Source organism: Burkholderiaceae bacterium DAT-1 (assembly GCA_019084025.1).
Classification (GTDB): domain Bacteria; phylum Pseudomonadota; class Gammaproteobacteria; order Burkholderiales; family Chitinimonadaceae; genus DAT-1.
In genome coordinates this window covers 16,526-28,826 of the sequence record JAHRBI010000009.1, presented here as the reverse complement: position 1 = coordinate 28,826, position 12,301 = coordinate 16,526, and the positions used below count along the sequence as shown (strand labels likewise).

The following is a 12,301-nucleotide window of genomic DNA, read 5'->3' as shown; positions in this document are numbered from 1 at the left end:
ACCAAGCGCCTACGCTTATCGGTTGTATCTTGTTAAAGAGCGGTGCTGATTTTTTCGCTTCGCTGCATTCGTTTCGTTTGCTGCGTCGCGTTCAGCGAGAGGCCGAACTATACGTGGCTTTTAAAAATCAGTCAACACCCCTTTTACAGTTTTTTGACGCAAAGTGCGTAAGTAGCTGTTTTGCATGGGAAGAAATTTTCAAACAAATTTCACACACGCTACAATTACGGTAAGCAACCACACTACCCAACTACAAACGCAGGGACAATACATATGAAAAATGCCAGTCAGATTACGCTGACTGGCATTTCACGAAGAACCGGCACACCACAATCCTGTTGTGGATGACCGCTACTTATACTGATTAGTCTTCGATAATTGCAGTGGTGTACACATCCTGCACGTCATCCAGATTTTCAAGCGCATCCAGCAGTTTCTGCATCTTGATGGCATCGTCACCAGCAATCAGGTTCTCACCTTGTGGCTTCATGGTGACTTCACCGTGCTCAGCCTTGAAGCCGGCCTTCTCGATCGACTCCTTGATGACGGAGAATTCATAAGGAGGGGTAATCACCTCGATTGAACCATCATCATTGGTGACGACATCTTCCGCACCCGCTTCGAGTGCCACTTCCATCAATGCATCTTCATTGGTGCCGGGCGCAAAAATCAGGAAGCCGCAGTGCTTGAACTGAAAAGACACGCAGCCGTCAGTACCCATATTGCCGCCATGCTTGGCAAATGCGTGGCGCACATCCGCCACGGTACGGGTACGATTGTCGGTCAGACAATCCACCATCACCGCGGCGCCACCAATACCGTAACCTTCGTAGCGGCATTCTTCGTAGTTGGCGCCTTCAAGATTGCCCGCACCACGATCAACTGCGCGCTGAATGGTGTCTTTCGGCATATTGGCATCCAATGCCTTGTCGACAGCCAAACGCAAACGCGGATTTGTGGACATGTCGGCACCGCCCATGCGTGCCGCCACGGTGATTTCACGGATCAGGCGGGTAAAAATCTTGCCGCGCTTCGCATCTGTCGCAGCTTTCTTGTGCTTGATGTTCGCCCATTTGCTATGGCCGGCCATGGTGCTTCCTCACGTACATGATTGACTTAACGCGCAATTCTAACATGCGGGCAATGTACTGTCCCCCTTGGCCGAACGGCAACGGCCACCTTGAGGAGGCGCAATCAAGTGCCATTAATGATGCGGTGCAATCTTCCAGTACTCTTCCGGCTCTGACTCATGGAAAACAACCGACTGGGATGCCTTGCACGAGTGCACATGTTCCGGTTCCATCTTCTGGCTTTCACGAACAAAGCATTCATTGAAAATCGAGCAATAGCAAACTCTAACCTGCATGTGCAATCTGCCTTTTTGCATCAATCCCCAGTCCTTCGATTGCGGATCCACATCGTTGACCCGCATCATCAGACGTTCTTCCTTTGGGGAAATCAGCTCGCCCAGCAGACGAGACGTCCACTTGCTGTTTTTGTACTGGGCGCTCGTATCTTTGTCCCCCAGCCAGATGCTGACCAAATCGTCCGCATCCGCCGCATATTTCCCCTGATAAGAGACCTCGACAGTTTTGATACGTGCTGGGCCGATTCCCTTATTGGTCAGATTGAGCACTTGGGAACATTTACCCGTCTTTTCATCACACCCATTACCGCTGGTAAATGAGATATCGGGATAGGAGTTGGACTCGACGAGGCGCTCCATGTGCTCGGCATTGCGAATACCTAAATAAAGCGATACCAGCGAGATCGCAATGGCTGCACCGCCGAGCAAATAATCGACCCAGTGCCCGGAGTGTTTATGATGATGTGATTCAATTTCTGGTGTAACTTCCATTTGAGCATCCCTCCTAAAGATTCGGTCGCTACTATACCGGATCCAGTCATCCAGGCTCCATGCGCATTACGAGCACAGATCTTCCATCCGGATGGGTTGTATGCAATCACGTATCCCCGATGGCAGCGACCATTAACCGATCGTGCATCAACCCAATCGCATTATTAGTTAGCGTGCGCCGGATACGCCCTGCCTTTTATGACAGCGTGGTAGCAGCATTGCGCCGGAACACCCAGCGATCAGCCGAGCTTGCCTCGGGATCGAAACGGTATCCGTCGAGATCAAAGTCCTTCAGCTTTTCGGGGTCTGTAACCGAGTTCAGTGCAGCGTAGCGAACCATCAGACCCCGTGCGCGCTTGGCAAAGAAACTAATAATCTTGTATTTGCCATTCTTGAAGTCCTCAAACACGCAATCAATGACGCGTCCGCGGATTTTCTTGTGGCTGACGACTTTGAAGTACTCTTCGCTCGCCAGATTGACCAAAACAGGCGCTGAGGAATTCGCCTGCAGTGCATTCAGGGTATCCGTCACGCGCATGCCCCAGAACGCATAGAGATTGGTGCCGTGGGCAGTATTGAGGCGCGTGCCCATTTCCAGTCGGTAGGGCTGCATGCGATCCAGTGGCCGCAGTATGCCGTACAGACCCGACAAGATGCGCAGATGCGTCTGCAGGTAAGCAATCTGATCATGATCGAGACTGCGCACGTCCAGCCCCTCGTAGACATCCCCCATAAACGCATACACTGCAGCACGCGAATTTTCATCGTTAAACTCGGGCGACCATGCGGCATAGCGTGCGACATTGAGTGCTGAAAGCTCATCCGAAATATCCATCAGCTTTGCCAGTGCATGCGGCGACACTTTGCGCAGCACATCAATCAGCTCGGCGCTTTGCGAAATGAAATCTGGCAATGTGGACTCGATTGCGGGTATTGCAGAGGCGTAATCCAGCGTCTTGGCTGGCGAAATGACAAACAACATGAGTGCATCACAGTCTTGAAATAGAACGCCATTGTACAGTGCATACACTTTTTCGTGCTTTGTCACACAAGTTGACGCTTTATCTCACCCTACCTTTCAGTCGCACGCCGAGCAGCGTAGCCTTCCCTCTACATTTGGGAGACAAAGATGACTGCCGCACTGAGTATTGATCGCTTACACAAAACATTCGCCGATAAGGTCGCTGTCAACCAGCTTTCCCTGGACGTACCTGCAGGACAATTCTTTGCATTGCTTGGTCACAATGGTGCGGGGAAAACCACCACGCTCAAGATGATTGCCGGACTGACCAAGCCGGACCAGGGCTCGATTAAGCTATTCGGCCACGACATTGAGCAGGATGCTGCTGCGGCAAAAACATTACTGGCCTACTTGCCAGACGAGCCTCTTCTATATGGTCGTTTGCGCCCATTGGAATATCTCGAATTTGTATCTGGCTTATGGGGAATTGATGCCCGTACCGCAGAGTCTCGCGCACGTGAACTGCTGGAATGGACAAATCTTTGGGCGCATCGCGGCGAAACCTGTGACGGATTCTCGCGGGGTATGCAGCAAAAGCTGGCTTTGTGCGGCGCACTTATTCATGACCCTAAGCTGCTCATGCTCGATGAGCCCTTGACCGGCCTCGATGTCATGGCAGCGCGCGAGGTCAAGGAGCTCCTGCAGGCGAAAGTGAAAGAGGGCTGTACGGTGATTCTGACCACCCACATTCTTGATGTCGCCGAACGCCTCGCAGAAGACATCGCACTCATCAAGGCAGGCTCGCTTATTGCACGCGGCTCCCTGGAACAATTGCGCGAGCAATCAGGCAAAGTTGGCGGCAGTCTGGAAGATGTGTTTGTTGAACTGACTCAGGCGGAGGCTGCATGAAGCCCGGCAGTGTACTTTGGCTGTTGAAGTGGGAACTGAAACTCAGCTTTCGGGAGATGATGTCCGGCAGTAAACAGCAGGCAATCGCTTTATGGGTTGGGATTGCGTTGTCTGCAGTCCTGTTTCTGGTATTGGCAGCCATGGCTGCGGGCTTATTTTATCTGATCGATTTCACCCCGCAAGGCGCCAAACTGATTGATGAACTGGGCACAACCGCACTTGGCATTGCCTGGCTCGCGCTGCTATTTGTCAATTTACTCATATCCATGCAGCGAACGCTGGCCGTACTGTTCGAACGCGGTGACATGGATTTGCTAATGAGCTCTCCGATCCCTGTCTCGCGCTTGCTGACCGTGCGTAGTATTGGCATCGTCCTAAACGCCATTTACCTTCCACTCTGGCTGGTTGTCCCCTTCTCGCTTGTCGGCATCGGCTTCGGACATTTCAATCTCATTGCAATGTTTCCGGCACTACTGGCGATGGGGGCCATATCTTCGGTGCCAGCCATGCTGTCCATCATCTGGCTGGCCAGACGATTCGGCGCAAAGCGCGCCAAGCACATCGCACAGCGAATAAGCGTGTTTGTGTCGATTGGCTTTGTGCTGTTGATGCAATTGCCCAATATACTCATTCAGTCGGGCAAAGGAGATCAACTCGCGCATTTTTTCAGCCAGTTCAAGGCACCTGCACAAGCGGTATGCAACTGGCTCGGCTACGCCATCGTTGGCAGTCCTCAGCCCTTGCTTGGCCTGATACTGATTGGAGGCGGTGCCTTTGCCTGGACAATTCACCTTGGAAAGCGCCAATTTGGAGCCCTGACACAGGCAGATATCGCGCAATCGCCTCATACAGGCACGCAGATTGATCGCGTCAGCTTCGATCTGCGTCTGCCCTCATTGGTCTTCCGTAAAGAGTGGAAGCTGATTCTGCGGGAGCCGCAGTTACTGATGATGACGCTCATGCCCCCCATGCTCATGTGCCTGACGATCATTGGACAGATCGTTGGCAAGCACGCGGATAAAGGGCTGACAATGATGACGGGCATGATGGTGTTTATCTTTGCCATCACAGCGAGTAATCTGGTCTGGATGGCGGTTGCACTCGATGAAGGGCATGCCTTGCTGGCGTCCGCTCCCGCGGATATTCGTCGTATCCGGAAATGGCAGCTCATTTCCATTCTGATTCCCATCTTGATATCCAGCCTATTACCCTTGGGACTGGTGGCATCGCATGATATGGAATTGGCGTTACGTCTTGGTCTGGCCACGTGGATTGGCTCTATCGTATGCGGTATTCAAAGTCGCGCCCGTTCACGACCGATTCCCCGCAGCAAAATGAAGAAAAACATGGGTCGCAGTGGATTCGAGACGCTGTATGACATGGCCGCCGCCGGGGTGTGGGTTGCAGCAGCTTCTTCTTTTACCGGGGTGAGTATTGTTGGTGCGGCCATTGGCTTGAGCATGCTGGGGTGGAGCCTTTATCGGGAACGCACACACCGGTTCGCGCAAGCGTAAGGCCGATCCTCCCAGGAATACGGTAAACTGACGGCCTGATTATTCAGGCCGTTACCATGTCTACCCCCAGTTTTCTCTGGCACGATTACGAAACCTTTGGCATCAACCCCAAGCTGGATCGTCCGGCACAATTCGCCGCGATCCGCACCGATGCTGAACTGAACGAAATCGAGTCACCTATCGAGCTGTTTTGTCAGCTCAGCAATGACTACCTGCCTGATCCGGTGTCGATGGCGCTCACGGGCATTACGCCAGAAATCGTTGCTGAACGAGGCATACCCGAGCCCGAATTTGTCAAACATATCCATGAAGCACTCTCTCGCCCGGGTACCTGTGGCGTGGGATATAACACCCTGCGCTTCGATGACGAGCTGACACGACACCTGTTCTGGCGCAATCTCTATCCACCGTATGATCGCGAGTGGCGCAATCAGTGCGGACGCTGGGATATTCTTGATTTGGTGCGTGCCTGCCATGCGTTCCGGCCGGAAGGCATCGAATGGCCCTTACGCGAAGATGGACTACCTAGTTTCAAGCTTGAACATCTCAGTGCGGCCAATGGCTTGTCGCACGAGCACGCGCATGATGCGGTTTCCGATGTCCGCGCCACGATCGCACTGGCTCGCTTGATCAAACAGAAGCAGCCCCGATTGTTTGAACATTGCCTGAAGATGCGCAACAAACAGACGGTTCTAGCAGAAATCGCCAAATCAGAAGGCCGCGCATTTCTGCATGTATCGGGAATGTTCGGCGCTGCTAAAGCCAATATCGCGCTAGTGACTGCGCTTGGCTGGCATCCAGATAATCGGAACCAGCTCATTGTGTGGGATCTGGCATATGATCCTCTGGCGCTATTTGAACTGACCACCGAGCAAGTACGGCAACGCATGTTTACCCCGGCTGAGCAACTTCCCAGGGATGTGGCGCGACTGCCGATTAAAACGATCCACATCAACCGTAGCCCGATTGTGGTGGGGGATCTGCGCGTACTCAGCGGCACCCGCGCCGAACAGCTGGGGATAGATCTCGCTCAAGCTGAAAAGCATCTGGCCAATTTGCAAAAAGCGCCAGCCCCCATGTTCAGCTGGCACGACATCTTTAAATCAGAAAGCATCAAACTGCCCAAAGATGTCGATGGCGCACTCTATGACGGCTTTATTCAAGATGGTGACCGCAGAAGACTTGATCAGCTGCGTACATATTCGTCGCAACAACTCGCATCAGCGCATGCTACTTTCGATGATCCGCGTCTACCAGACTTACTCATGCGTTACCGGGCGCGCAACTGGCCTGATACCCTGTCACAGGATGAACAGCACTGGTGGCAGACTCACCGGGAAGAGCGTCTTTCCGGGCTGGTACCGGGCGTACTCGGACTGGGCGCGTTCAAACACAAACTAGCGGAATTGCTTAACAATGGGTCGCTCACATCCTTAGAAGTAACACGACTCTCCAACTGGGCCGAACAACACTGTAGCGGCCTGAATATGAGTGAATAATATGCCAATGAAAACGATTTTATTAACGGGCAGTCATGGTCAGGTCGGTTACGAACTCAAACGCAGCCTTCAGGGACTTGGCAGGGTGATTGCGCCCACGAGAGACGCCCTTGATCTGTCTTCTGAATCCTCTATTCAGTCCTGCCTGAGCAATTACTCGCCAGATCTGATCATTAATCCAGCGGCATTTACTGCGGTAGATGCCGCCGAAAACCAGCACGATGAAGCCTACGCAATCAATGCACGTGCCCCAGCGCTATTTGCAGATTATGCAGCCCGCTGGAAAATTCCGCTGATTCACTACTCAACCGACTATGTCTACTCAGGAGACGGGGACCAGCCATGGAGAGAAGACGCGCCATGTGTCCCTCAGAACGTCTATGGCGCTTCCAAGCTGGCAGGGGAAGAAGCCATTCGCGCCAGCGGCTGTGCACATCTGATTTTACGGACAAGCTGGGTGTACGGCTCGCGTGGCAAAAACTTTTTACTGACGATGCTCAGGCTTGGTAAGGAGCGCTCGCAACTGTCGATCATCGACGATCAGTTCGGAGCGCCCACGTGGTGCCGTACACTCGCCGACCTGACCTGCCATATTATTGCAAGTCAGCCTGACTGGCAGGCCGTCACGGGTACCTATCATCTGGCCAACAGCGGTGTCACCACATGGTATGGCTTTGCCGAAGCTATATTCCGTATTGCCAGTGAAGCCGGGGTTGCCGCACCAGAGCTTATCGCCATTCCCGCAAGCCAGTACCCGCTTCCAGCCAAGCGTCCACACAACTCACGACTGAATCTGGATAAGTTTACACATACTTTTGGGCTCACTCCTCCTGACTGGCAGGCGGCGTTGAGGATGTGCATGGCGGAATAATTTACATATGCTTGAATAGCCCGGTGTAATTGCGGCTGACCTCAAGCTTTTCACCATGGCCGTGGACATGGACAATCTGCCGTCCAGAGAAGTCCCGCGTAATCTCCTTGATGGCCTCTACTCGCACTACTGTCGAGCGATGGATTTGCCAGAATTCGTCCGGATCCAATTCGTCAATTAGCTCTTTGATTGGCTTGCGGATCAGGGCCTCGAAGGATTCAGTCTGTACGCGGGTGTACTTCTCATCCGAGCGGAAAAACAGGATTTCGTTGGTATTAATCATGCGCAACGAATTACCGACGTTGGCCTGAATCCAGCGCAGGTATTCGCGTCGTGGCGCACTTCCTCCACCTAGCCGAGCACTTAATTCGCCAAGTAAGGCATCAAATGCAGGATTGGCAGCTGGCTTGCTATCTACCAGACGCGCCTTGAGACGCTCGCAGGTTTTTTCCAGTCTTTCCGGATCTGCTGGCTTCAATACATAATCGACCGCCCCCTGCTCAAATGCCTCGATGGCATATTCGTCATAGGCAGTAACGAAGACCACATGAAAATCCCTGGCAAGCACTTTAGCTGCTTCGATGCCGGTCACTTCCGGCATGCGGATATCCAGAAACACAATGTCTGGTTCGCATGCGCGAGCCTCGGCAATTGCTTCACGGCCATTGGCTGCTTCGCTGATGATCTGTAATTCCGGCCACACGGTACCCAGACGCATTCTCAACTGATCGCGCATCAAACGCTCATCATCGGCGATCAGGGCTGTAGGGGCTATTGCATTCATGACGGTTGATAGTCCATGGGAAGAATAATGGAGACTTGTGCACCCTGCTCTGGCACTTCAATAGCCAGCTCGGCAGTATTGCCATACAGCATGCGCAAGCGTTCGCGAATATTGGCAAGACCGACACCATTACCGGGTGTGCCAGAGAATCCAACACCCGTATCGCGCACGGTCACACTTAGTCGCGCATCAAGGAGTCGTGCGGAAATATGCAGTTCTCCTCCGGCTGCCTTTGGCTCAAGTCCGTGTTTAATTGAGTTTTCGACGAGCGTTTGAAGCATCATGGGGGGAAATGGCAACGGCCGCAAAGAATCTGGCACAGTGACCGTGACGCGCAGGCGATCCTCCATGCGAATCTGCATGATTTCGAGAAACGCGGTGCTGAGATCAAGCTGCTGTCCAAGCGTCGAGTTGGACGAACCATCTCGCATTTTCGGCATCGCTGCACGCAAATAGCGGATGAGCGTCTTCTGAACCCGACTGGCTCGCGGCGGATCAACCTCAATGAGCTGATCAATCGAGGCCAGCGTATTAAAGAGAAAGTGAGGCTCAATCTGTGCCTGCATGGCTTCCATACGTGCCTCGGCAACCTTACGCTCGAGACGCTCAACCATGGCTGACTCTTCGGCCTCCTGTGCAGTCAACTCGGCACGGCGCTTGCCTCGGGCAATGATTTTGATTAACACCGTAATCAAACCAAAGCGCCAGACGCTGTCCCCCATGCCCAGTGCACTGCCCAACATCAGCGTGACACCCCAGGCAACCACCAGCGTCCACCAACTGACGACGGCGACCCAGTCAAAAAATTGCCACCAAACATGCACAATTAGACGCCAGGCTTCTTCAACGCCTTGCAGCATCTCCTGCTGCCATTTAGCCCGTCTATCCGGTTCACGAGAACTCATGGTTATACCTGCAATCCCTGATTCATGGCTGCAAGCTTATTACATCCGGGGCATGAATGAACCAAACGTGAGATAAATTGCACAAAACGCGGTATCAAATACCCATGACATTGACAGGCGTGAGGCGTACGCAAAAAAACAATGGGCGACCAGATGTCGCCCATTATCGTTCGAGTCAGTGTTCTCGTGCTTATTACTCTCGATGCCAAACCTGGGTGCGCCCCAGCAGTGCAAACCCGAGGAAACCACGTACTTTGAGGCGGGAACCGTTTTCTGTCAGTTCCATCTTGGCGCTGTATACCTTGCCATTGGCCGGATCGAGAATCTTGCCGCCCGCCCACTCACTGCCTTCCTGCTTCAAGCCCCAGACAAAGGTCATCCCATCAATTGGCTTGTCTTTCAGATCGCCGGTACAGTTTTCGCAGAGACCGCTGGCATTGTCGCCCGGTTGCGGGAAGCGCTTGACGATCTTCCCGCGCAATTCGCCCTTATCCTGCCAAAGTTCAACAATTGCGCGCGGCTTGCCAGTGCTATCGTCAATCGTTTTCCAGGTGCCGATTGGCGATGCCATATCAGCCGCCATTACCAACCCAGTCATCATGACAGCCGTTGCTGCCAGTACAAATCGCTTCATGTCTCTCTCCCGGCGCTGCATCAAAACAAACGCCTGTCTCGCTGATTGGCGCCGGCACCATTGAATGGTACCGACAATGCAGTGGGACGATTAAATGGCATCCCGCGAATCAATGCAAGCGCTTGGTTGATTTGAGCGCAATTGTGTATTGATCCTGCACCACTTTCACGCAGACATGTTAGCCGAGAATATGTTTCAATTCAGCGAGTAAGGAATCTTTTGAGATCGGTTTGGTGACGATACCATCAAAGCCGGCAGCCAGGATTTCCCGTTGCTCACTTTCAATGGCATGTGCTGTGTAGGCACACAATTTGGGTTGTGGCTGTGGTAATTCTGCACGAATCTTGCGGCACAGATCTGCACCACTCATATCCGGCATGCTGATGTCGAGCAACACAAGATCGTACTGCTCGCTACTGATCTTCTGCCACGCAGAAGCAGCATCCGATGCTTCGTCAATTTCGTAGCCCGCCATTTTGAGAAATAATCCGGCCACACGTCGGTTGATATCAACATCATCTACCACCAGTACACGCATCGCACCTGCTCCCAGTTCAGACAGCTACCCACTACTTTCATGATCGACCATTCTTGCGACAAAGCAAGTGCCTGCGGTCTGATCGTTTCAATCTATCGGGAACTCTTGCTGGGTATCACGCTCATAGATTGCATCAAAATATGCGGGCCGGAGGATGGGATCGTGCATGCTGCACAACTGAATGCCCCCATGGCATTCAAACGACATCGTCTTAAGCAATGGATTCTGGCGTCATGTTGCGTACACGGCATTCTGGTCATTTGGCTGCACGCACCAACTCAGCAGATAGATGCTCCCTCACTGCCACGCTGGTTCGACGTTGAATTGCACCCGCCGTCCAAGGTGGATATGCCTACTAACACGTCGGCTGCATCACGAGCCACCGCTGCTTACCCCTCGCGGCAATCTGCAAGGATCATACCCCAGCGGGCACTCGAACAGCCGCGTAATCAGCCATCGGTCGCGCCAACTGGAGTTGATCAACCAAACAGTGAAACATCCAATCAGAGTCAACCAGCAGCAGCGCCAGCTGCCGGCTCATTCTCGGTCACCGGCAATCTGGACGCAATTGGCGCACGCATCGCGCAAGATGGCATGAAGCGCAAAATCGAACGCAAACACCCCTGGGAAGATGATCCACAGACACCTCAACGTGCCCAGCTCGCACGGGAGATCAACAAGGCGACGCGAGCAGATTGCCGCAATGCATATGCAGGTGCAGGCCTACTCGCCGTCGTTCCCCTCGCCATTGATGCCGTCCGCGAAGGTGGATGCAAGTGGTGATTGTGCTGCTAGCAGCAGTTTGCGAACCGGCAAGGGGATGCCCATGTTCAGGGCATCAGCAATTGTGACCCAGCAGAATACTTCCGATGCGGCGGGAAACGGGATCGAAGCATTGAGCATACGCGCATCGATATGCAGCTTGAAATGAGTAAATATATGCGTCAGGCGCGCAAGCGGACGCAAATCGCGTTCCACAGCGCCGAATGCACTGGCAAGCCAGGCAGCCAGGTCATCGGGCTCGCATTGCGGTAGGCTCCACATCCCGCCCCAGATGCCATTTTCCGCACGCTTTTCGAGCAAGACTTTGCCACCGTGTCTCAGGAGTACGAAGACGGCGTAACGTTCAGGTACAGCCTTTTTAGGACGAGGCGTCGGCAATTCGTGGGTACGGGCAGACTGATAGGCCACACAATCAGACCTGAGTGGGCATGTAGAACAGTTCGGACGGCTCCGCGTACACAGCGTTGCGCCTAAATCCATCAAGCCTTGGGTGTATGCCTTCATATCAGACCGGATGCTGGCATTGACCTCTGGCACGAGTGTCTCTGCAAGCGCCCACAATTGCTGTTCAATGCGTTTTTCACCCGGAAAACCTTCGATCGCCCGCCAGCGCGCCAGCACGCGTTTCACATTGCCATCGAGAATCGTCACCCGTTCGCCCGAACTAAATGCAGCTACGGCCGCCGCCGTAGACGGACCAATCCCCGGTAACTGGATCAATTGCGCGGACTGATCGGGAAAACATCCGCCAAAGTCGCTCATCACCATCTGTGCTGCACGATGCAGATTGCGCGCACGGCTGTAGTAGCCGAGTCCCGACCACAGCGCCAGCACATCGTCTTGCGATGCCTCGGCCAGAGCCGCAACATCGGGAAACCGTTCGACAAACCGCAGGTAATAGGGAATAACGGTCGTCACCTGCGTTTGCTGCAGCATTATTTCGGATAACCAAACCCGATACGGATCATCGGTTTGCCAGGGCAGATCATGCCGCCCGTGCACTTTCTGCCAGCGAATCAAACGTGAAGCAAATGAATCAGACATC

General features: G+C 53.4%; 14 protein-coding genes. 6 read left to right on the top strand and 8 right to left on the bottom strand.

Annotated elements, in window-relative coordinates; all coding sequences use genetic code 11:
* Positions 1 to 233, top strand: a 233-nt coding sequence (locus tag KSF73_17055; GenBank protein ID MBV1777433.1) for a hypothetical protein, incomplete at its 5' end; no start/stop codon positions are given.
* Positions 234 to 364: 131 nt separating this feature from the next.
* Here KSF73_17055 and KSF73_17050 read toward each other — a convergent pair.
* The 3 genes from KSF73_17050 to yaaA form a co-directional block, all read right to left on the bottom strand.
* A complete protein-coding gene (locus KSF73_17050; GenBank protein MBV1777432.1) occupies positions 365 to 1,090 on the bottom strand; it encodes a YebC/PmpR family DNA-binding transcriptional regulator in 726 nt (241 codons plus the stop codon).
* Between the two features lie 114 nt (positions 1,091 to 1,204).
* On the bottom strand, positions 1,205 to 1,858 hold the full coding sequence (locus tag KSF73_17045; GenBank protein ID MBV1777431.1) for a hypothetical protein: 654 nt from the start codon (positions 1,856 to 1,858) through the stop codon (positions 1,205 to 1,207).
* A gap of 196 nt (positions 1,859 to 2,054) precedes the next feature.
* A complete protein-coding gene (gene yaaA / locus KSF73_17040) occupies positions 2,055 to 2,840 on the bottom strand; it encodes a peroxide stress protein YaaA (protein ID MBV1777430.1) in 786 nt (261 codons plus the stop codon).
* A 147-nt stretch (positions 2,841 to 2,987) separates the two neighbouring features.
* Between yaaA and KSF73_17035 the strand changes: the two genes are divergently transcribed.
* Genes KSF73_17035 through rfbD form a run of 4 tightly spaced genes read left to right on the top strand, consistent with a single transcriptional unit; the run spans position 2,988 to position 7,612 of the window.
* Entirely contained in the window at positions 2,988 to 3,728 is a 741-nt protein-coding gene (locus KSF73_17035; protein MBV1777429.1) for an ABC transporter ATP-binding protein, read from the top strand.
* Positions 3,725 to 5,242, top strand: a complete 1,518-nt coding sequence (locus KSF73_17030; GenBank protein ID MBV1777428.1) for a hypothetical protein — start codon at positions 3,725 to 3,727, stop codon at positions 5,240 to 5,242. Before KSF73_17035 ends, KSF73_17030 begins: the two co-directional genes overlap by 4 nt.
* A 56-nt stretch (positions 5,243 to 5,298) precedes the next feature.
* Positions 5,299 to 6,741, top strand: a complete 1,443-nt coding sequence (sbcB, locus tag KSF73_17025) for an exodeoxyribonuclease I (protein ID MBV1777427.1) — start codon at positions 5,299 to 5,301, stop codon at positions 6,739 to 6,741.
* A gap of 1 nt (position 6,742) precedes the next feature.
* Positions 6,743 to 7,612 (top strand): dTDP-4-dehydrorhamnose reductase, encoded by an 870-nt coding sequence (rfbD, locus tag KSF73_17020; protein MBV1777426.1) that lies wholly within the window; start codon positions 6,743 to 6,745, stop codon positions 7,610 to 7,612.
* Position 7,613: 1 nt separating this feature from the next.
* On the opposite strand, the gene KSF73_17015 is transcribed toward rfbD, so the two are convergent.
* From KSF73_17015 to KSF73_17000, 4 genes are all read right to left on the bottom strand, one after another.
* Positions 7,614 to 8,396, bottom strand: coding sequence for a LytTR family DNA-binding domain-containing protein (locus KSF73_17015; GenBank protein ID MBV1777425.1), 783 nt, complete (start codon positions 8,394 to 8,396; stop codon positions 7,614 to 7,616).
* Positions 8,393 to 9,256: a histidine kinase gene (locus tag KSF73_17010; GenBank protein ID MBV1777424.1), complete on the bottom strand. Its 864-nt coding sequence runs from the start codon at positions 9,254 to 9,256 to the stop codon at positions 8,393 to 8,395. Before KSF73_17010 ends, KSF73_17015 begins: the two co-directional genes overlap by 4 nt.
* 238 nt (positions 9,257 to 9,494) lie before the next feature.
* Positions 9,495 to 9,935 (bottom strand): DUF2147 domain-containing protein, encoded by a 441-nt coding sequence (locus KSF73_17005; protein ID MBV1777423.1) that lies wholly within the window; start codon positions 9,933 to 9,935, stop codon positions 9,495 to 9,497.
* A gap of 178 nt (positions 9,936 to 10,113) precedes the next feature.
* Entirely contained in the window at positions 10,114 to 10,473 is a 360-nt protein-coding gene (locus KSF73_17000; GenBank protein MBV1777422.1) for a response regulator, read from the bottom strand.
* A gap of 189 nt (positions 10,474 to 10,662) precedes the next feature.
* Between KSF73_17000 and KSF73_16995 the strand changes: the two genes are divergently transcribed.
* On the top strand, positions 10,663 to 11,256 hold the full coding sequence (locus KSF73_16995; protein MBV1777421.1) for a hypothetical protein: 594 nt from the start codon (positions 10,663 to 10,665) through the stop codon (positions 11,254 to 11,256).
* On the opposite strand, the gene mutY is transcribed toward KSF73_16995, so the two are convergent.
* The gene (gene mutY, locus KSF73_16990) at positions 11,197 to 12,300 is read right to left on the bottom strand and encodes an A/G-specific adenine glycosylase (GenBank protein ID MBV1777420.1); all 1,104 of its coding nucleotides are present in this window, start codon (positions 12,298 to 12,300) and stop codon (positions 11,197 to 11,199) included. The two genes, KSF73_16995 and mutY, sit on opposite strands and share 60 nt — an antisense overlap.
* Position 12,301: the final 1 nt, after the last annotated feature.

Bases quoted from the DNA above. Each gene is read 5' to 3' on its own strand.
- KSF73_17030 (MBV1777428.1), top strand. From the start codon at position 3,725: ATGAAGCCCGGCAGTGTACTTTGGCTGTTGAAGTGGGAACTGAAACTC.
- KSF73_16995 (MBV1777421.1), top strand. From the start codon at position 10,663: ATGGCATTCAAACGACATCGTCTTAAGCAATGGATTCTGGCGTCATGT.
- KSF73_17035 (MBV1777429.1), top strand. From the start codon at position 2,988: ATGACTGCCGCACTGAGTATTGATCGCTTACACAAAACATTCGCCGAT.
- KSF73_17015 (MBV1777425.1), bottom strand. From the start codon at position 8,396: ATGAATGCAATAGCCCCTACAGCCCTGATCGCCGATGATGAGCGTTTG.
- KSF73_17045 (MBV1777431.1), bottom strand. From the start codon at position 1,858: ATGGAAGTTACACCAGAAATTGAATCACATCATCATAAACACTCCGGG.
- KSF73_17000 (MBV1777422.1), bottom strand. From the start codon at position 10,473: ATGCGTGTACTGGTGGTAGATGATGTTGATATCAACCGACGTGTGGCC.
- KSF73_17005 (MBV1777423.1), bottom strand. From the start codon at position 9,935: ATGAAGCGATTTGTACTGGCAGCAACGGCTGTCATGATGACTGGGTTG.
- rfbD (MBV1777426.1), top strand. From the start codon at position 6,743: ATGCCAATGAAAACGATTTTATTAACGGGCAGTCATGGTCAGGTCGGT.
- sbcB (MBV1777427.1), top strand. From the start codon at position 5,299: ATGTCTACCCCCAGTTTTCTCTGGCACGATTACGAAACCTTTGGCATC.
- KSF73_17010 (MBV1777424.1), bottom strand. From the start codon at position 9,256: ATGCTGCAAGGCGTTGAAGAAGCCTGGCGTCTAATTGTGCATGTTTGG.
- KSF73_17050 (MBV1777432.1), bottom strand. From the start codon at position 1,090: ATGGCCGGCCATAGCAAATGGGCGAACATCAAGCACAAGAAAGCTGCG.
- yaaA (MBV1777430.1), bottom strand. From the start codon at position 2,840: ATGTTGTTTGTCATTTCGCCAGCCAAGACGCTGGATTACGCCTCTGCA.
- mutY (MBV1777420.1), bottom strand. From the start codon at position 12,300: ATGTCTGATTCATTTGCTTCACGTTTGATTCGCTGGCAGAAAGTGCAC.